At 37.8% G+C, this 22,460-nt stretch carries 7 protein-coding genes; all 7 read left to right on the top strand.

The window, feature by feature from the left end:
- The first annotated feature begins 11 nt into the window (after positions 1-11).
- The 7 genes from V7L31_RS16755 (at position 12) to V7L31_RS16725 (ending at position 22,446) form a co-directional block, all read left to right on the top strand.
- A complete protein-coding gene (locus V7L31_RS16755; protein ID WP_334697278.1) occupies positions 12-1,058 on the top strand; it encodes a TauD/TfdA family dioxygenase in 1,047 nt (348 codons plus the stop codon).
- A gap of 20 nt (positions 1,059-1,078) precedes the next feature.
- The gene (locus V7L31_RS16750; protein ID WP_334697277.1) at positions 1,079-8,896 is read left to right on the top strand and encodes an amino acid adenylation domain-containing protein; all 7,818 of its coding nucleotides are present in this window, start codon (positions 1,079-1,081) and stop codon (positions 8,894-8,896) included.
- Between the two features lie 15 nt (positions 8,897-8,911).
- Positions 8,912-10,312 carry a condensation domain-containing protein gene (locus V7L31_RS16745; RefSeq protein WP_334697276.1) on the top strand — a complete coding sequence of 467 codons (1,401 nt, stop codon included), beginning with the start codon at positions 8,912-8,914 and terminating at the stop codon, positions 10,310-10,312.
- Positions 10,313-10,512: 200 nt separating this feature from the next.
- A complete protein-coding gene (locus tag V7L31_RS16740; protein WP_334697275.1) occupies positions 10,513-11,394 on the top strand; it encodes a cupin-like domain-containing protein in 882 nt (293 codons plus the stop codon).
- Positions 11,395-11,480: 86 nt separating this feature from the next.
- Positions 11,481-12,737 (top strand): diaminobutyrate--2-oxoglutarate transaminase, encoded by a 1,257-nt coding sequence (ectB, locus tag V7L31_RS16735; RefSeq protein ID WP_334697274.1) that lies wholly within the window; start codon positions 11,481-11,483, stop codon positions 12,735-12,737.
- A 45-nt stretch (positions 12,738-12,782) separates the two neighbouring features.
- Complete coding sequence (locus V7L31_RS16730) at positions 12,783-15,512, top strand: non-ribosomal peptide synthetase (RefSeq protein ID WP_334697273.1); 2,730 nt, start codon at positions 12,783-12,785, stop codon at positions 15,510-15,512.
- A gap of 106 nt (positions 15,513-15,618) precedes the next feature.
- Entirely contained in the window at positions 15,619-22,446 is a 6,828-nt protein-coding gene (locus V7L31_RS16725; protein ID WP_334697272.1) for an amino acid adenylation domain-containing protein, read from the top strand.
- Positions 22,447-22,460 lie beyond the last annotated feature (14 nt).

Genomic DNA, 22,460 nt, shown 5'->3' with positions numbered 1-22,460 from the left:
TGATTAAAGAAATGAAACAGGTAAAAACAACTAACTCTAATTTTCAGCATAAATTCCCTAAAATTGGTAGAAAATCTATCAGTTTACAAACGGAACTAATCAAAATAGATAATTTTGGGGATGAGGAAACTCTACCGTTAGTTATAAAACCATGCGTACCTCATATAGATATCGCAGATTGGGCGGAGACAAATCGAGAATTTATTGATACGAATTTAATTAAATATGGTGCTATCCTTTTCAAAGGATTTAGTATTACTACAGCAGCCGCATTTGAAAGATTTGGTCTAGCAGTTTGCTCAGAACTATTTAATGAAAATGGTGAACACCCTCGCAAAACGTTAAGTGGTAAAGTTTATACTCCAGTTTTTTACCCTGCTGAAAGCAAGTTGTTGTGGCATAACGAGAATTCTTTTAATCATCAATGGCCTGTAAAAATTTTGTTTGGCTGTTGTCAACCTGCACAGCAAGGGGGAGAAACCCCAATCGTTGATAGTCGTAGGGTATTTCAACTTATTGAACCCAAGATTAGGGAAAAATTTGTTGAAAAGCAAGTTATGTATGTTCGTAATTATGGAAACGGATTAGGGTTAGACTGGCAAACGGTTTTTCAAACTCAAAGTAAAGCTGACGTAGAAAAGCTTTGTCAAAATAATTTAATTGATTTTGAATGGAAAAATGATGGTGGATTAAGAACTATTTCTATTCGTCCAGCTGTAATCAAGCATCCTAAAACAGGTGAAATCTCGTGGTTTAATCAAGCGCAACATTGGCATTTAGCTTGTTTAGATACGCAAACCCGCGAGTCGCTAATTTCATCTTTTAAGGAAGAAGATTTGCCGCGAAATTGCTTTTATGGAGATGGTACTCCTATTGAAGACTCTACACTGCTTGATATCTGTGCGGTATATCAAAGATTAGAAGTATGTTTTCCTTGGGAACAAGGCGACATATTATTACTGGACAATGTGTTAACTGCTCATGCACGCAATCCTTATGTGGGAGAACGCAAGTTATTTGTTGCGATGAGCGAACTTATGAGTTTTAGTAACCTTTAAATTGGGGTTAAACATTTAAAATGCAAGAGACAATTCAAGGTTTTCCACTATCTCCTCAGCAAAAACATCTTTGGTTACTACAACAGGGTAGTAATTTGTATATATCTCAATGTGCCATCTTGATTGAAGGAAATGTAGAAGTAAATATACTGGAAGAAGCGTTAAACAAAGTTATTGCTAGAAATGAAATTCTCCGTACAAATTTCCATCGTCTGCGTGGGTTAAAAATACCTATTCAGGTGATAGAAAGTAATATTAAGGTATTTCTATCTGAGTATTTTTCAGAAAATAATTATTCTCAAGACGAAGATATAGAATTACTTTTAGAAAAAAGAAGGGAACATTCTATCAATTTACAGGAAGGGCAATTATTAAAAGCCGAATTGCTAAAATCTTCATCAAGAAAGTATGTTTTAGTTATAAATGTGCCATCTCTTTGTGCAGACTCTAAAACATTGAAAAATCTAGTTAATGAAATTAGCCAGTATTACGCTGCATGTTTGCAAAATACAGAACTAGATGAAGAACCACTACAGTATGCGGATATCGCTACATGGCAAAATGAATTACTTGAGGCAGAGGAAACTACAACAAGTAAAAATTACTGGCAGCAAGTAGATTTTTCGACTTTAGATAGCTTAAAGCTTCCTTTTGAAAATTATCTTTCTAAAGAATCGGAATTTGAACCTCAATTTATTAAGTTAGCAATTAACAACGATTTACTAATTAAAATTGAAGAAATTGTCCAAAAATATAAAATTTCAATAGATACATTTTTCCTTACTTGCTGGCAAATTCTACTTTGTCGTCTTACTGGGCAATCAAATCTAATTATAGGTTTAGGTTGTGATGGTCGAAATTATGAAGAATTAAAAGCAGCATTAGGTTTATTTGCCAAATATTTACCACTTGCTTGTAATCTAAAAGAAAATGATACATTTAGTGATGTCTTAATACAGGTTAACACCTTAACAGATGAAATACTTGAATTGCAGGATAGCTTTAGTTGGGACGTGTTTTCTAAAACAAATGTAGATGATATAGAAGAGTCATTTTTGCCATTTTGTTTTGATTTTGAGGAAACCGCGACTAATTATTATGCCCCGGAAGTATCATTTTCAATTTATCAACATTACGTCTGCTTTGACCGATTTAAACTAAAACTTTCTTGTGTACGGACACAAAATGCTGTCAAATTAGAATTTCACTATGATGCAAAACTTTTTCATAAAGAAGATATTCAACGTTTGGTTAATGAATGGGAAGCTTTGTTAACAAGTGTTATTAATAATCCATGTGTAGCGATATCACAATTAGATATTCTCAGCGAACAAGAACGGGAAGAACTCTTAGTTACATTCAATAACACTAAAACAACAGAGCTACAATACAAATGTATCCATCATTGGTTTGAACAGCAGTGCGATCGCACACCAGATAACATTGCTATTGTTTATACAAATCAGCGACTTACCTACCGAGAATTAAACACTCGTGCTAACCAGCTAGCTCATTACCTACAACAATTAGGTGTGAAACCAGATGTAATGGTAGGACTTTGTGTCGAGCGTTCGCCTTTAATGCTGATTGGACTTTTAGCTATCTTAAAAGCTGGTGGTGCTTATGTACCAATTGATCCTAGCTATCCCTTAGAAAGAAAAACTTTTATCCTCAACAATTCTCAAATGCCAGTGCTGCTGACTCAACAGCATCTAATCACAGATGTAGCTACCAATGAAATTCAAGTAATTTGTATAGATAGTGATTGGCAAGCTATAAACCAACTAGAAATTACAAATCCAATTACTACAACAAGCGAATTAAATTTAGCTTATGTTATTTACACCTCTGGTTCCACTGGGAAACCCAAAGGAACTCTAATTACCCATCAAGGATTGGTTAACTATTTAAGTTGGTGTACCCAAACATATCCAGTGCAAGAAGGAGTCGGAACTTTAGTTCACTCTCCTTTAGGTTTTGACTTAACAATTACCAGTATTTTTTCACCTTTATTAGTTGGTCGTACAGTAGAATTACTATCAGAAGAACAAGGTATTGAAACCCTTTCTCAAGCTTTAAAGAAAAGCTCGAATTTAAGTTTGTTGAAAATTACTCCTGCTCACTTAGATTTGTTGAAGCAACAGTTATCTAAAGAAGAAATCGCAAATAAAACCAGAGCTTTTATTATTGGTGGGGAAAATTTATTAGCCCAAAGCATCACCTTCTGGCAAGATGTGGCTCCAGAGACAATATTGGTAAACGAATATGGCCCCACAGAGACGGTGGTAGGCTGTTGTGTTTATCAGGTTCCTGTCGGGAAACATTCTACAGGTTCCATACCCATTGGGAAAGCGATCGCTAATACCCAGTTGTACATTTTAGACGAATATTTGCAACCAGTTCCAAAGGGTGTGCCCGGTGAACTGCATATTGGCGGACTTGGATTAGCTAGAGGTTATCTAAATCAAGCTGAATTAACAGCCCTTAAATTTATCCCCAATCCATTCAGCAATAAAGAGGGTGATCGCCTTTACAAAACAGGTGATTTAACCCGCTATTTACCAAGTGGAGATATTGAATATATCGGTAGAATTGACAACCAAATAAAAATTCGCGGGTTCCGCATTGAATTGGGAGAAATTGAAGCGGTTATAAGTCAACACCCCATAGTACGAGAAACTGTAGTTATAGTTAGCGAAGAATCGATAAATTCTCAACGTATAATTGCATATATAGTTATTCAAAAAAATCAAACGCTGGCAATTCCTGAACTACGTAGCTTTTTAGAGTCAAAGTTACCAAGTTATATGGTGCCATCTGCTTTTGTAATCCTAGAAGCACTACCACTAACATCTAATGGTAAGGTTGACCGGAAGGCCCTTCCTGCACCAGAATTAAAAGATGTATCATCATCTAATATAGTCCCTCCCTCCACACTAATTGAAAATTTACTAGCAAGTATTTGGGCAGAAGTACTTGGTTTAGACAAAGTAGGTATTAATAATAATTTCTTTACTTTGGGAGGACATTCCTTAATGGCCACTCGCGTCATGTCCCAAATCCGGCAAGTATTTAAAGTAGAGCTTCCTTTACCTTATTTATTTGAAAAACCAACAATCGCAGAGCTAGCAAAAGAAATTGAAAAAGCGATTAAGGTAGACTCAGGAGTTGAAGCAACGAATATTGAGCGGATTGTGCGATCGCACCAATTACCGTTATCATTTGCTCAACAACGACTGTGGTTCTTAGCTCAATTAGAACCAGACAGCCCATTCTACAATACTCCTGCTGCTGTTCGCCTAGAAGGACAGTTGAATGTAGAAGCACTACAACAAAGTTTTAACGAAATCATTAGTCGTCATGAAGTACTACGAACCAATTTCCAAACCAGAGAAGGGCTACCAGTAGCTATCATCTCTGAGGAAAAACCTTTAACATTACAAATATTCGATATTAGCAAGCTACCTTCAAATCAACAAGAAGCCGAAATTAAACAACAAGCTGCACAAGAAGCACAACAATCCTTTGATATTAGCAAAGACCATCTCCTGAGAGTAAAACTATTACGTCTTGGTGAGCAAGAACATATTGTGCTACTGACAATGCACCATATAGTCTCTGATGGTTGGTCAATCAGCGTACTAGTACAGGAGTTGGCAACACTTTATCAAGCCTTCTGTAACGGGCAACCTTCACCATTATCTGAACTAGCAATACAGTATCTAGACTTCGCAGCTTGGCAACGACAATGGCTGCAAGGAGAAGTACTGGAAACTCAAATATCTTATTGGCTGAAGCACCTAGAGAACGCACCAAAAGTATTAGAATTACCCACAGACTACCCAAGACCAGCAATTCAAACTTTCCGAGGTGCGACCTACTCATTTAAGTTATCTTCAAAATTATCCGCATCCTTAAATAAATTAAGTCAGCAGCAGGGAAGCACTTTATTTATGACTCTGTTGGCAGGTTTTCAAACACTGCTATGGCGTTATACGGGTAGCGAAGATATTGTGGTCGGTTCGCCTATCGCTAACCGCAACCGAATAGAGGTAGAACGATTAATTGGATTTTTTGTCAATACCCTGGTATTGAGAACTAACTTAGCAGGAAATCCCAGCTTTGAAGAACTATTAAAGAGGGTGCGGGAAGTCGCTTTAGGAGCATACACTCATCAGGATTTGCCTTTTGAATTGTTAGTTGAGCAGCTGCAACCACAGCGAGACTTAAGTCATACACCATTATTTCAAGTGATGTTTGTGCTTCAGAATGCACCAATGTCTGCGTTAGAGTTGTCTGGTTTGACTTTAACCCCGTTAGAAAGCAATAGTGATAGCGCCAAGTTTGATTTAAACCTACAAATGACAGAAAGAGAGGAGGGGTTACTTGGAAGTATAGAATACAATACTGATTTATTTGAGGAAAATACAATACATCGGATGGCGAGTCATTTGCAAACGTTGTTTGAAGGAATTGTTGCTAATCCGCAGCAGCGTTTGTCAGAGTTACCACTGTTAAGTGAATCTGAACGGCATCAATTGCTGTGGGAGTGGAATAATACAGAAGTTGATTATCCTCAAGATAAGTGCATTCATCAATTATTTGAAACTCAAGTAGAACGTACACCTGATGCAATCGCAGTTGTGTTTGAAGATGAGCAATTAACCTATCGTGAGTTGAACAACCGAGCGAATCAACTAGCGCATTACTTGCGTTCATTAGGAGTAAAATCAGAAGTATTAGTCGGGATTTGTATAGAGCGATCGCTTTCGATGGTGATCGGACTATTAGCCATCCTGAAAGCAGGTGGAGCATACATACCAATAGACCCCAACTATCCCCAAGAACGCATCGCATTTATACTAGAAGACACTCAAACACCAGTATTACTAACTCAAGCTTCACTACTAGAAACAATACCCCAATACAAAGCCCAAGTCATCTGTTTAGATACTGATTGGCATCTCATCGCCCAACAAAGCCAGGAAAATGTCATCTCTGAAATAACCCCTGACAACCTCGCTTATGTCATCTATACCTCTGGTTCAACAGGTAAACCAAAAGGTGTAATGATTAAACACGCAAGCACAGTTGCAATGTTGGATTGGGCAAAACAAACCTTTGCCATCGAAGCTTTGCAAGGAGTTTTAGCATCAACCTCAATTTGCTTCGACCTTTCAGTGTTCGAGTTATTTGTTCCTCTGTGTTGCGGCGGCAAGGTGATTCTAATCGAGAACGCCTTATATTTACCAACTTTGCCAACAGCCCAAAATGTCACCTTAATAAATACTGTCCCAAGTGTAATTTCACAGTTATTGAGAACTAACAGCATTCCGGCTTCAGTCCAGACAATCAATGTTGCAGGTGAACCACTTCATCATCATCTCGTACAACAACTTTATCAGCAACAAAATATACAACAGGTATTTAATTTATATGGTCCTTCTGAAGATACAACTTATTCAACATTTGCCCTTCTAGACAAAGATACTAGCAATATTCCACCGATTGGTCGCCCAATTCACAACACACAGATTTATTTGTTAGATCAAAATTTACAACCTGTTCCTGTGGGTGTAACTGGGATGTTGTATATTGGTGGTGCAGGTTTATCCCGTGGTTATCTCAACAAACCAGAACTGACTGCCGAGCGATTTATTCCCAATCCCTTCTTAAGAGGCAGGGGAGCAGAAATTCTTCCCAATACCCAGTCCCCATTACCCCTTATCCCCAGAGGGGGCCCCACCTTCCCCAGTCCCCAGTCCTCAAATTCTGAACGGTTATATCAAACTGGGGATTTAGGACGCTATTTACCAAATGGAGAGATTGAGTACATTGGTCGTATTGACTATCAAGTAAAAGTACGTGGTTTCCGTATTGAACTCTTAGAAATTGAAGCACTGATTATTGAACATCCTGAAGTCAGAGAAGCTGTAGTTACGGTTGATTCTTCCGAAACTGATTCTCAACGAATAGTTGCTTATGTAGTTCCGAATTCAGAGCAAACAATAACTATTTCTCAACTGCGCGATTTTTTAGAGGCAAAGTTACCAAACTATATGGTGCCAACTGCTTTTGTCATTTTGGAGGCATTACCATTAACTCCTAATGGCAAGATTGACCGTAAGGCCCTCAAAGCTCCTGATATAGTAAGACCTGAAGACCAAGAACTAGTAGCACCTCGCAATTTCTTAGAAGCCAAACTGGCTGAAATTTGGGCAGGCGTGCTTGGTGTCAATAAAGTAGGTATTTTCGATAACTTTTTTGAATTAGGTGGAGATTCTATTCTTGCCATTGTAGTTATCACCAGAGCAAACCAAGCTGGTATAAAACTTACAGTTAAGCAGTTATTTCAACATCAAACAGTTGTTGGTTTGGCAAGTGTGGCAGTTACAAAAAATATAAACCAAGCCGAACAAGAACTCATCACAGGTTTAGCCTCTCTTACACCAATACAATCCTGGTTTTTTGAACAGAATTTACTTGAACCCCAGCACTGGAATCAAGCAGTTTTACTAGAAGTTAAACAAGTTATTGACCTAGCTGTATTAGAAAAATCTGTACAGCAACTACTGTTACATCATGATGCTCTTCGCTTACATTTTGAGCAAACAGAGTTTGGCTGGCAGCAGATTATAGCCAGCCCTGATGCAGAATTACCTTTGATAAATTTTGATTTCTCTGCACTATCAGCAAGCGAACAAAAACTAGCCATTGAAACATCTGCTACCAAATTACAAGCCAGTCTTAACCTCTCAACAGGCCCATTGATACGAGTTGCTCTATTCAACTTAGGACAGGGATCAAGTCGTCTGTTAATCCTTATTCACCATTTAGCTGTAGATGGCGTTTCTTGGCGGATTTTACTAGAAGACTTGGAGACAACATATCAGCTGATGAACCAAGGCAAAAAGGTAGAATTACCAGCCAAAACAACTTCCTTTAAATACTGGTCTAAATGTCTAGAGGAATATGCACAATCAGCTACTATTCAACAAGAATGGGACTATTGGCTGAGAGAGTCTTGGCAAAAAATTGCTCCTTTACCAGTAGATTTTTCTGACGGCGACAATACAGTAGCTTCGACTCTAAATATCTCAATTTGTCTGACTGTGGAACAGACTCAAGCCTTGCTAAAAGATGTACCAAAAGCTTATAATACACAAATAAATGATGTCTTGCTCACAGCATTAGTACAAGCTTTTTCTCAATGGACTGGCAATAATTCTCTATTACTAGCTCTAGAAGGTCATGGGCGGGAAGAAATTTTTGATGATGTCGATTTGTCGCGTACAGTCGGTTGGTTTACCTCTATTTTTCCTGTATTATTAGATTTAGGAAAAACATCTCATCCCGTAGAGACTTTGAAAGCGATAAAAGAGCAACTGCGGGGTATTCCAAATAAAGGAATAGGATATGGTATTCTACGTTACCTTAGTCAAGATATTGCGAGAGTTAAGTTATTGCGATCGCTTCCACAAGCTGAAGTGGTCTTTAATTACTTAGGTCAGTTCGATCAAACATTTTCAGACTCATCAATATTTAAAATCTCTCAAGACTCCCAAGGACAAACGCGCAGTTCGCGGAATCGGGAGAGCTATATGCTAAGTATCGACGCTTTGGTAATTGATAACCAGTTGAGAATAGATTGGAGTTACAGCGAAAAAATACATCGACAAAGCACTATTGAACGATTAGCGCAAGAGTTTTTAAAAGCATTGCAAGTACTCGTAACTCATTGTCAATCTCCCGAAGTCAGAGTATATACACCTTCTGACTTTCCAGAAGCAGAATTAAATCAACAAGACCTCGAACAATTTTTAAGAAGAATTAACTAAGAGAGTAAAAATAAAATGAGAGAAAACATCCAAGATATATACCCGCTATCTCCAATACAGCATGGTATGCTCTTTCACTGTCTGCACGCCCCTGAAATGGAATTATACCATTCACAGTCCGTCTATACTTTTAGCGGCAATCTGAACATTGATGCTTTTAAATACGCTTGGCAGCAAGTAGCAACCCGACACACAATCTTGCGTACTAGCTTCTATTGGGAAGAATTAGATAAACCATTACAAGTTGTGCATCAGCAAGTAGAAGTACCTGTAGACTACCAAGATTGGCAAGAACTCGATCCATTAGAACAACAAGAGCATTTAAAATCTTTTCTTGAGAGCGATCGCTCACAGCGTTTTGATTTTTCCCAAGCGCCTCTAATGCGTCTGGCTATAATCCAAATTCAAGAACACACTTACTATCTTGTTTGGAGTAGCAACCTGCTCATTCTAGATGGTTGGTCATATCTATTGGTATTAAATGATGTGATTGAAATTTATGAAGCATATTGTCAAGGTCAAGATGCACCCTTAAGAAACGGTAGTTGTTTTAAAGATTACATCAAATGGTTGAAACAACAGGATTTATCCAAAGCAGAGGAGTTCTGGCGACAGCAACTCAATGGAGTAAAAGAGCCTACTCCCTTAACTAACCTATATCCAAACAACTTGCCCAATTTAGAAGAACGCTACGAGGATATACAAATCAGTCTATCGGAAGCAACTACAAGAAACCTAGATTCTTTAGCAAGGCAGCATCACCTGACCATGAATACAATAGTTCAGGGAGTTTGGGCTATACTCCTTAGTCACTACAGTGGCAAAAATGATGTAATTTATGGTTGTACTACTTCTGGTCGTCCAGTAGATTTAGAAGGTTCGGAATCAATGGTGGGGGAAATGGTTAATACCTTACCAGTACACGTCAAGATAGATTTGGATGAGTATTTATTATCTTGGCTTCAGCAATTACAAACTCAATTAATAGAACTTCGAGAGTATGAATATTATCCCCTAGTAGATATTCAAAAATGCAGTAAAGTGCTAGGTAATGTGCCTTTGTTTGAGAGCTTTGTAGTGTTCGAGAACCAAAAAACAGGCAATTTTCTGCAAGAATGGGGGAGTCTAAATATCTCTGAGCAAACTAGCTATTACAAAACAAACTATCCTCTAAATATAGTTGGATATCCTGGCTCAGAACTCACGATTGGAATTAATTATGATTTTCGCCGCTTTGACGCTGCAACAATCATGAATATATTAGACCATTTAAAAATATTGCTCGAAGGCATCGTAACGAATCCTCAAGTAAGGCTTAAGGAGTTATTGTTAATTACCGAGCAAACACCCCATATAAAAATATTAATGTTAGACAAAGAAATGTCATTGAACTTAGCTTTTGCTTTAACTAATTAAATGCCTAAAGAGTAAATAGTTAGATATCAAACAAGTTAATTTAAATCTGACTGATCGGATATTACTAAGAAACTCTCATCGCCAAGTAAAATTCTCACTTTCAGACACATAAATTTGAATCGTTTAGGACTACTACTTTTTTTTAATCGAGCCATATTGGCAGCAATTTTATTGATAATTTAAGGCAGAATGGTTAATTTATGATAATCTCAAATGAAATCGAGCGCAGATATAAGCTTTCAAGTAATGAATTTAATTCAAACTATGTTGACTGCGAAAAACCAGTTATCATCTCAGGAGCGATTAAAAGTTGGAATAGCTTCGATAAATGGTCATTAGAATATTTAAAAGACTTATCTCCTGCTTTAAATATTTATGCTAAAAAGTTTAGTAATAAAAAAATTGAATTATGTCGTTTGACGATGCAAGAATATGTAAACTTAATCAATAACTATGAAAAGAACGATCAAAAAACTGATTCGCCACCCTATTGTCATGACTTGCCACTATTTAGCTTAATACCTTCACTCATAAAAGATGTTCAACCATTTCCTTTAGATTATTTACCAAAATGGTATCGTTACAAATGGTGGCGTTACTGTCAGTTTTTTATTGGAGCTTCTAATAGTCTTACTCCACTACATTTTGATTGTCTTCTGACTAACAATATTTTTTTTCAACTTGTTGGACGCAAACAATTTACTATATTACTACCTAGAGATGCTAAAAATTGTTATCGCAAAGGCTGGCGATGGTTTCTCGTTGATCCAGAAAATCCAGATTTCAACAAATATCCTGAATACAGAAATGCAAAACCGATTAAATTTATTGTAAATCCTGGGGATATTGTCTATATGCCTCCTGGAACGCTGCATCATGTTCGGAGTTTAGATATGTCGATTTCTTTTAATATCGATTGGCATACTCAAAAAAGTTCACTGAGGGCTTTAGCAGCTATGACAAAAGGGATGCCAGTTCAAAACTGCTACTACAACTTTTTATTAACTATGGGTTTAGTGTTAAAAGTACCTCCTCAGATAATTTTTAAATTTTATAAGTCTTATCTAAATTATGTTTCTTAAAAAACAAAGCTATGGCACAAAGACATTCAGCCTAAACAATCAGTAGATTTATTAATTTATTTGGCAATCCCAAAAATAAAAATCTCATGAATATATTTGAAAAGCGCGAATCAAACGTTAGAAGCTATTGCCGTAATTTTCCTGCAATATTCCATCGAGCTAAAGATTCTATAGTTTATACAGAATCAGGTGAAGAATATATAGATTTTTTCGCTGGTGCAGGTGCTTTAAATTATGGACATAATCATGACTATATAAAACAAAAAGTCATGTCATATTTAGATGCCGATGGAATTGCCCATGCTTTAGATATGTATACTTCAGCGAAAGAGAAGTTTTTAGCCAAATTTGATGAGGTAGTCTTAAGTTCAAAAAAACTAGATTATCGCATTCAATTTTGTGGGCCGACAGGAACAAATGCAGTTGAAGCTGCTTTAAAATTAGCGAGAAAAGTCAAAGGGAGAGCAGGTATATTCTCATTCATGGGAGCATATCATGGAATGACTTTAGGTAGCTTGTCGATTACTGGCAATATTGGAATTCGAGCCGGGGTTATAGGGACATCAAGTAATGTAACTTTTATGCCTTATCCCTATGGATTCATGGAAACTTTTGACACTATAGAATATATAGAAACAGTCTTAAATGATGTAAATTCGGGAATTGAAAAACCAGCAGCAATCATCTTTGAAACAGTACAAGCAGAAGGTGGAGTTGTTGTAGCTCCTATTATCTGGATGCAAAGACTCAGAGAGTTATGCGATAAGCATGACATTTTATTAATCTGCGATGATATTCAAGTTGGCTGCGGTCGAACAGGTTCTTTCTTTTCTTTTGAAAGAGCAGATATTGTTCCTGATATGGTAGTACTCTCTAAATCTATTAGTGGGTATGGGTTTCCCATGTCACTATTATTAATTAAGCCAGATTTGGATATATGGGAACCGGGTGAACATAATGGTACTTTTAGGGGTAATCAATTAGCATTTATCGGAGCAACAGCTGCTTTAGAATATAGAGAAAGTAGTAATCTTGAACAAGAAGTCAAAAATAAAGAGCTTTTCTTACAAAATTTCCTCACTCAAGAAATAGCATCAATTAGTGAAAGCATAGCAGTACGTGGAATTGGCATGATTTGGGGTATTGATGTTAAAAATTTTGGCGGTAACAGTTTAGCTAAAAGTATAACCTCCCGTTGTTTTGAGCTAGGGTTAATAGTTGAATTAGCAGGTAGAAATGATACGGTAATTAAAATACTGCCTCCCTTGGTAATTGATATGTCTACATTACAAAATGGTTGTTCAATTATCAAAAAAGTTTTTGATGATTTCATCTCAAAATAATAATGTTTATCAATCCGCAAATAATTGGTTATAAGGATAAGAACTATGGGTCTACATCTACACTCCAATGACTTGTTATCTCAAAAAATTTATTGGATAAATAAATTATCGGGAGACCTGCCAGAAACAAATCTGATGCTGGACTATGTAAGACCTTTAGTTTCTAGTGCTAAGAACAAATCTTTTAGATTTGATTTACCAAATAATTTATCTCAAGTAATTCTTAAACTAACTAAAGGTTCTTACTTTTCAACGTACTGGATACTTGTATCTGCATTAAACATATTGTTGCAAAAATATACCCGAAATAACGATGTTGTTGTTGGAATACCTGTATATGAGGAAATTAGTACAGATTGCGTAAATAGTAAAATTATTCCTTTGCGTACTCAGGTAATACCTCAACTTTCATTTGAAGATTTTCTTTTTCAAGTAAAAGATGCGATTCTCGGTGCTTACAACAATCAGAACTATAATTTTGATGAATTAATTAAATTATTAGAAATACCAACAATCCCTAATCGCTGTCCAATTTTTGATATAGTAGTTTTACTAGAAAACATTCATGCTAAAGATAATTTAAATTTACTTAATAATGACATAATAATTTCTTTCAAGGTTAACGCTGAAAGTATTAGTGGCAATATAGAGTATAGAGAATATTTATTTCAACATGAAAGTATAAAATCGATAAGTAGATATTATATTAATGTTGTTGAGAGTATTATGAATAACATTAATATTAAAATATCAGATATTATTTTCTTGAAAGAGCCTGATAAATATCAGTTGCTAAAAGCATATAACAACAATGATAGAGAGTATCCAGTTGAGCAGACAATAAATCAATTATTTGAGAAACAAGTCATTCAGACTCCAAACAATATAGCTGTTTTTCATGAAGGAACTCAATTAACGTATCAAGAGTTAAATCAAAAAGCTAATCAGCTAGCTAAATTATTGCGGAAGTCAGGAGTTAAAAAAGGAGAGTGTGTAGGAATTTTTAAAGACCGGGATATCAATTTTCTAATTGCAATACTCGCTATATACAAGGCAGGTGGAGCATACGTACCCATTGATAGTACTTATCCACAAAATCGAATTCAATATATGCTATCTAATAGCGAAGTTAGATTTGTATTAACAGATTATTCGCTATTAAATATCTTGCAATCCTTAGTGGAAGACTGTTCAAATTTATCATCTATTATTTGTTTAGATGATATGATTAATGAAAAGGCTCAGTTTGCTAATCAAACAGGGTTAAAGATATATAACAAATTAGATTTTGCTCAACTACCTAATGATAATGTAGAGCATATTAATGATGCTTGTGACCCAGCCTATATGCTTTATACTTCTGGGTCTACAGGATTACCCAAGGGGGCAATTGTCAGGCATGATGGCGCAATTAATCATATTTATGCCCAATTCGATGAGTTGGAGTTAACGCAGGAGTTTTCTTTTCTGCAAAGCGCTCCTTCTTCTACAGATATTTCTGTATGGCAATTTTTAGCACCACTTTTAATAGGCGGAAAAACAGTAATTGTAAATATAGAAACTGTTGCTATTCCTGATAAACTATTTGAGGTACTGAAATCACAAAAAATTACTACTGTGGAATTAGTACCAGCATTATTTGGTGGCTTGCTTGAATATACTTCCCAGCTATCGAGTCATGAAAGAGAATTACCTGATTTGAAATGGATGATGGTTGTGGGGGAGACAGTATCGGTAAGTTGGGTAAATAAGTGGCTCCATCTGTATCCTGAAATCAAAATTGTTAATGCTTATGGCCCTACCGAAGCTGCTGATGATATCAGCCAGTTTATTGTTAATCAATCTTTGCCAGAAAATCAGCGAACAGTTCCAATTGGTAAACCCTTAGCTAACTTAAATCTCTACATCCTTGATGAAGAAATGCAGCTATTACCTATTGGTGTTCCTGGAGAAATTTGTGTATCGGGGATTGGTGTAGGTAATGGGTACTGGAAAAATGAAGAAAAAACTAATTTTAGCTTTGTTCCTAACCCGTTTACGGATGCTAAAAAGAGATTGCCAAAAAATCGCAAAGATTTAATTTATAAAACTGGAGATTTAGGAAGGTGGCTGACTGATGGAAATATCGAATTTCTTGGACGCATTGATAATCAAGTAAAGATTCGTGGTTTCCGGGTTGAACTTGGAGAAATTGAAACATTTCTAGGTCAGCACCAAAATGTTCGTGAGAATGTAGTTGTGGTTCAGCAGGAGGAAGCAGGTAATTTACAATTAGTTGCCTATGTGGTTGCAAAGAGAGAACCAATTCCTAGTATTAATGAATTGCGTACTTTCTTGAAAGAAAAGTTACCTGACTATATGTTACCTTCTGACTTTGTGATGCTAGAAAGCATACCACTATCACCTAGTGGGAAAGTAGACCGTAAAGCTTTGCCGAAAACAGATAATATTCGCCCGAAACTAGAAACAGCCTACGTATTACCGCAAAATGAGATTGAGCGAGCAGTTGCCAATATTTGGCAAGAAATCTTAAGTATTCAACAAATAGGAATCTACGACAATTTTTTTGAATTGGGAGGAAACTCACTGTTAGCGATTCAGGTCATTTCCCGCTTGCGTAAAGTCTTACAGACTGATGTCGCCTTACGTAGTTTGTTTGATGAACCAACTATCGCTGGAATCTCACACTATATCGAAAATGTTCGTGAGAAAGTTAAAAAAATACTAGTTGTTTCTAGCGCTTCTCTCAGTGATAGAGAGGAAATAGAATTTTAAATTAAAAATAGACTCTTAGTTAAAATGTTGTCTTCTAATTATTCTGATTGAGTATTTCCGAACAAAAATTACCTCAACTATAATCATCCATGAGGAGTAAAGATTTATGAAAATCATCAACCAATTTTTATCTTACCTTTCTAGTTTAGAAATAAAACTTCGGGTTGATGGCGATCGCTTATATTGCAATGCTCCTCAAGGTATACTGACATCAGAACTGAGTACGCAAATTCGAGAGCGTAAAATAGAAATCCTTAAATATATACATGATTCAATTGCCTCAACTTCCACAATCGAGCAGATACAACCTGTATCTAGAGATGTAGATTTACCGCTATCTTTCGGGCAGCAAAGGCTATGGTTTCTGAATCAATTGGAGCCAAATAGTGCCACTTACAACCTTCCCTATGCTGTACGGCTGACTGGTACGCTTAATGTACAGGCATTAGAACAGAGTCTCAACGAAATTGTGCAGCGTCACGAGATATTGAGAACCACTTTTATGCTTTTCGATGGAGAACCGATTCAGGTTATTAATCCAACTCTGAGCTTGAAGCTATCTGTCGTGGACTTGCAAGAGTACCCAATAAAAAAGCAGGAAGCTGAAGTTTTGCGGCTAGCAGTTCAAGAAAGCCAGTTGCTTTTTAATTTAGCGCAGGGGCCTTTGCTGAGAACTACTCTGTTACAATTGAGTAAACAACAGCATGTATTGTTGTTTACCATGCATCATATTGTCTCTGACGGCTGGTCAATGGGTTTACTTGTCAAAGAAGTAACAGCACTTTACGAAGCCTTCTGTCAAGAAAAGCCTTCCCCACTTGCAAAATTGCCAATACAGTATGCAGACTTCGCTGTTTGGCAACGGCAATGGTTGCAAGGAGAGGTACTACAGTCTCAGATTTCTTACTGGCGAAAGCAGTTAGAAGATGCACCGAGAGTACTAGATTTACCTGCTGACTATCCACGTTCAGCTATTCAGACTTTCCGGGGTGCAACCTATTCATTTGAGCTATCTCAAGAGCTATCTGTAGCGTTAAATAAATTAAGCCAGCAGCAAAGATGTACTTTGTTTATGACTCTGCTGGCAGCTTTTCAAACATTGTTATGGCGTTACACGAGTAGCGAAGATATTGTGGTTGGTTCGCCTATTGCTAACCGTAACCGAGACGAAATAGAAGGATTGATTGGTTTTTTTGTCAATACTTTGGTACTGCGAACAAATCTGGCAGGTAATCCCACCTTTGAGGAGCTACTTGTTCGGGTGCGAGAGATGACATTGGGAGCCTACACTCATGAGAATTTGCCTTTTGAATTGTTGGTAGAGGAACTACAACCAGAGCGAAACTTAAGCCATACACCACTATTCCAAGTAATGTTTGTGCTTCAAAATGCACCTAATTCGGCTCTGGAGTTGCCTGGTTTAACTTTAACTTCCTTGACAGTTCAAAATAGCAATGCCAATTTTGATTTAACTTTGGATATTACAGAAACAGCAGAAAAAATATTTAGCAATTTCAATTACAATAGCAATTTATTTAAGGAAAGTACTATCAAGCGGATGGCTGGACATTTCCAGACCTTGCTGAAAGAAATTATTGCAAATCCAAAGCTGCGGCTTTCAGAATTATCATTAATAACAGAACATGAAAAACGTCAATTGCTACTGGAGTGGAATAATACAAAAGTTGAATATCCTCAACAGCAATGCATCCATGAGTTATTTGAGACTCAAGTAGAACGCACACCTGATGCGATCGCAGTTGTTTTTGAAGACCAGCAACTAACCTACCACGAGCTAAACACCAGAGCAAATCAACTAGCGCATTATTTGCAACAGCTAGGAGTAAAACCAGAGGTATTGGTGGGGATTTGTGTAGAGCGATCGCTATCTATGGTTATTGGACTATTAGCGATCCTGAAAGCAGGTGGTGCATACATACCACTAGACCCTTATTATCCACCAGAACGTCTAGCCTTTATATTACAAGATGCCCAAATATCAGTGTTACTAACCCAGCAATACCTGATAGAAAATTTGCCGCAACATCAGACTAGGATTGTTTGTCTAGATAGAGATTGGGCAAGTATCGCTCAACAAAACTCACAAAATTTAATTAATGAGTGTACAACTGATAATCTAGCCTACATCATCTATACATCTGGCTCAACAGGTCAACCCAAAGGGGTGTTAGTTAATCACAGCAATGTTGTTCGTTTATTCGCGGCAACTCAATCCTGGTATAACTTTAATCAAGATGATGTCTGGACATTATTCCATTCCATAGCCTTTGATTTCTCTGTTTGGGAAATCTGGGGTGCTTTGCTATATGGTGGAAAATTAGTGGTAGTACCATACTGGCTGAGTCGTTCACCAGAAGACTTTTACAAATTGCTGGTAACACAACAAGTGACAGTACTCAACCAGACGCCTTCAGCTTTTTGCCAACTCATCCAGGCAGAAGAATCATTTGTAAACATTGACAAATTAAGCCTGCGAACAGTCATTTTCGGTGGAGAAGCATTGCAACTTGAGAGTTTAAGACCTTGGTTTGAACGTCATGGCGACCAGTTTCCTCAGTTAGTCAATATGTACGGAATTACGGAAACAACCGTACATGTTACCTATCGTCCACTAGCGATCGCAGATTTAGAAGTAGCATCAGGAAGTGTGATTGGGCGTCCCATTCCTGACCTACAAATTTACTTACTAGATAAATATCAACAGCCAGTACCTATTGGCATACCAGGTGAAATGTATATTGGTGGTGCTGGTGTGGTACGGGGTTATTTAAATAGACCAGAATTAACTCCTGAAAAATTTATTCCTAATCCCTTTAGTAATAAAGCAAATGCACGTCTTTATAAATCCGGTGATTTAGGTCGATATTTACCAAATGGAGACATAGAATATTTGGGTCGTATTGACCACCAAGTTAAAGTTCGTGGTTTCCGCATCGAATTGGGAGAAATTGAGGCTATCATCAGCCAATATCCAGCAGTTAGAGAAACTGTAGTTGTAATCAGCGAACAATCAGTAGATTCTCAACGAATAGTTGCCTATATAGTCCCTCAAAAAGAGCAAACACTGACAATCCCTGAACTACGTAGCTTTTTAGAGGCAAAGTTGCCAAGTTACATGATACCAGCAGCTTTTGTCACATTGGAGGCATTACCACTAACACCTAATGGTAAAATTGATCGCAAAGCATTACCGATTCCTGACACTGAGCGACCTGAATTAGACAACACTTTTGTTGCACCTGGCACTCCAAATGAGAAAATACTAGCTGAAATTTGGGCTAAAGTTCTTAGTATCAAACAGGTGGGTATCCACGACAACTTCTTTTCCTTAGGGGGAGATTCCATCCGTAGCATCCAAGTTCAATCCCTAGCACGAGAAAAAGGTTTAAGTTTCTCAATCCAGCATCTCTTCCAACATCAAACTATTTCTCAGTTGGCAAAGGTGCTAAAAACCACGGAATTGGATGTTATAAAATCAGAAAAAAGTCAACCATTCAGTCTTATATCTCAAGCAGACAAACAGAAATTACCTGATGAGATAGAAGATGCATATCCACTTTCTATGCTCCAGATGGGAATGGTTTTTCATAGCGAGTATAGTCTTGAGCGAACAACATATCACGATATTTTTAGCTACCATTTACAAGCTACTCTCGACATTCAGATTTTGCAGGCAGCTATACAGCTTTTAGTAAATAATCATGCTGTACTGCGTACTTCGTTCCAGCTAACCGACTTTAGTGAACCATTGCAACTAGTTCATCGAAATATTGATGTTCCATTGGAGGTAGAGGATTGGCGTCATCTCTCAACTTCCGAATTAGAGTATGCCCTAAATGACTGGTTAGAAGAGGAAAAAAGACAACATTTTGATTGGAGTATACCTCCCTTACTCCGCTTTTTTGTTCATCATTGCAACGAGGAGACATTTTATTTAGCTGTCAGCTTCCATCACGCAATTCTAGATGGGTGGAGTGTGGCTTCAATGTTAACTGAGTTGTTTGGGCATTATTTCTCTCTCTTGGGCGAAAAAGTTGATTTTCTCAACCCACCACCCTCAAGCCTATTTCGGGACTTTATTGCTTTAGAACGAGAGACGATCGCCACTGAAGAATCTCAGCGTTACTGGATGCAAAAACTGCGTGACAGTACTATAACTACGTTGCCTCGTTGGCATTCTCCAGAGGCTATCAGGCAAGTTAATGAGCAAGAAGTGCCAATATCTGCTGAAATTTCTGAAGGATTGCAACAGTTAGCCAAGTCTACAAAAATACCTCTTAAAAGTGTTCTGCTGGCAGCACATTTGCGAGTTTTAAGTCTGTTGTGCGGACAGTCAGACGTACTTACGGGTGTAGTCACCAATGGACGGCTAGAACATCAGGATGGAGAACGAGTCCTTGGTTTGTTCCTCAATACCGTGCCATTTCATCTCAAACTATCTGGAGGGACTTGGATAGACTTGGTGCAGGATGTGTTTAAGGCAGAACAGGAATGGCTGCCACATCGTCGATATCCATTGGCGGCAATACAGAAGAGTTTGGGGGGTCTACCTCTGTTCGAGACTGCATTTAACTTCACACATTTTCATGTTTACCAAACAGCATTAGCAGGTAAAAATGTGCAGTCTCTAGGTGGAAAGTTTTATGAAGAAACCAACTTTCCTCTAATGATTGACTTCAACCAAAATCCCAAATCATTACTAGTAGCACTCTCGCTTAAGTACGATACTTCGGAATTTGACCTAGAACAAATCAAAAGTATTAGTGGATTTTATGCTAGAACTCTCCAAGCAATAGTTAGCACCCCTCAAAAACGCTACGAATTGCACGAACTTCTTTCTATACAAGAACGGCATCAATTACTAACAGAGTGGAATAATACCCAGACATCCTATCCAATCGACCAATGCATCCATAAATTATTTGAAGCACAAGTAGAATGCACACCCAATGCAGTAGCAGTGGTGTTTGAAAATGAGCAGTTAACTTACCACGAGCTAAACGCGAAAGCTAACCAATTGGCGCATTATTTACGGTCAACAAAGCTGTTGCATAGCGATTCACTGGGAGTAAAATCAGAAGTATTAGTGGGGATTTGTGTAGAGCGATCGCTCTACATGATAATCGGACTATTAGGCATCCTTAAAGCAGGTGGCGCATACATCCCCCTTGACCCCAGCTATCCCCAAGAACGCCTAGCTTACATGCTAGAAGACTCACAACCAACAGTCTTATTAACACAACAGCAGCTATTAGAAGTTATACCAACCCACAAAGCCAAAGTAGTTTGCTTAGACAACAACTGGGAACTTATCGCCCAACACAGCAAACAAAACCCTAATTGCCATCTCAGTAGTGATAACCTAGCTTACGTCATCTACACTTCAGGCTCTACAGGTAAACCCAAGGGGGCGATGAATACCCACGTAGGAATTTGCAATCGCCTACTGTGGATGCAGGACACTTACCAACTAACAGCAACAGATAGAGTTTTGCAGAAAACTCCATTCAGCTTCGATGTCTCAGTTTGGGAATTCTTCTGGCCACTGATAACTGGTGCGCGATTAATAATAGCACAACCAGAAGGACATCGCGATCCAAATTACTTAGTGAATGTCATTACACAGCAGCAAATAACCACGATTCATTTTGTGCCTTCGATGCTGCAAGCGTTTCTCGAAGCAGAAAATTTGGAAAGTTGTCAATCTCTTATACGGGTGATAGTCAGTGGCGAGGCATTGACAACCCAATTACAAGAACGCTTCTTCAATCGACTCAATGCCCAACTGCACAATCTCTACGGGCCAACGGAAGCTGCTGTAGATGTCACTTTTTGGCAGTGTAAAAATAGTTTTACGAACCAAAAGACAGTTCCTATCGGTCATCCCATTGCCAATACCCAAATTTATCTGCTAGATCGACACCTCAACCCTGTGCCTATAGGTATCACAGGCGAATTATATATCGGTGGTGTGGGTGTGGGCTGGGGCTATTTAAATCGCCCGGAACTGACCGCAGAGAAATTTATCCCTAATCCCTTCTTAAGAGGCAGGGGGCAGGGGGCAGGGGGCAGGGGGCAGGGGGCAGGGGAGCAGAGGGAGAAAGAGCAAACAGATAGCTCTTTCCTTTCCCCAGTCCCCAATCCCCAGTCCCCAGTCCCCAATCCCCAATCCCCAAATTCCGAACGCTTGTATAAAACTGGTGACTTAGCACGTTATCTGCCCAGTGGAGAGATTGAGTACATTGGTCGAATTGACTATCAAGTGAAGATTCGCGGTTTCCGCATTGAACTTGGAGAAATTGAAGCAATTATTAGCCAACACCTAGCAGTGCGCGAAACTGTAGTTGTGGTAGCAGAGTCTCAAAGAATAGTCGCTTATGTAGTCCCGCAAGCCAAGCAAATACTCGTAATTTCTGAATTGCGAAGCTTCCTAGAAGCAAAGCTACCAAGCTACATGATGCCAGCAGCTTTTGTATTGTTAGAGGCACTGCCCCTCACACCGAATGGTAAAGTCGATCGCAAAGCATTAATAGCACCTGAGACAGCACGCCCAGAATTGGAGGCAATTTATCAGCCACCTCAAACTGAAGTTGAACAAACTATTGCTGAAATTTGGCAAAAAGTACTGCAAGTTGAAGATGTAGGAATTTATGATAACTTCTTTGAACTTGGTGGTGATTCATTACTCTTGCTTCAGGTTAATAGCAAATTACGAGAAATTTTTCAGAGAGATTTATCTGTCATCGACTTATTTAGATATCCAACTATCAATTCTTTAGCAAGTTATCTGAATGAATTTAAAAATCAACAGAAATATTCTGATTTGACAGATATTGCTGCCGAAAAAATCACAGATGGGAAAGTTCAACAAAGAAAGCGTCTACAAAAACTTAAATCTATTAAAAATATTTAAATATTCTTCAAAAT

Origin of the sequence: Nostoc sp., from assembly GCF_036916655.1 — a bacterium.
Lineage (GTDB): Bacteria > Cyanobacteriota > Cyanobacteriia > Cyanobacteriales > Nostocaceae > Nostoc.
The sequence above is the reverse complement of the archived record's forward strand: the minus strand, read 5'-3'. Positions and strand labels throughout refer to the sequence as shown.

Excerpts from the sequence above, each read along its gene's own strand:
- V7L31_RS16730 (WP_334697273.1), top strand. The coding sequence starts at position 12,783 with ATGGGTCTACATCTACACTCCAATGACTTGTTATCTCAAAAAATTTAT.
- ectB (WP_334697274.1), top strand. The coding sequence starts at position 11,481 with ATGAATATATTTGAAAAGCGCGAATCAAACGTTAGAAGCTATTGCCGT.
- V7L31_RS16740 (WP_334697275.1), top strand. The coding sequence starts at position 10,513 with ATGATAATCTCAAATGAAATCGAGCGCAGATATAAGCTTTCAAGTAAT.
- V7L31_RS16745 (WP_334697276.1), top strand. The coding sequence starts at position 8,912 with ATGAGAGAAAACATCCAAGATATATACCCGCTATCTCCAATACAGCAT.
- V7L31_RS16755 (WP_334697278.1), top strand. The coding sequence starts at position 12 with ATGAAACAGGTAAAAACAACTAACTCTAATTTTCAGCATAAATTCCCT.
- V7L31_RS16725 (WP_334697272.1), top strand. The coding sequence starts at position 15,619 with ATGAAAATCATCAACCAATTTTTATCTTACCTTTCTAGTTTAGAAATA.
- V7L31_RS16750 (WP_334697277.1), top strand. The coding sequence starts at position 1,079 with ATGCAAGAGACAATTCAAGGTTTTCCACTATCTCCTCAGCAAAAACAT.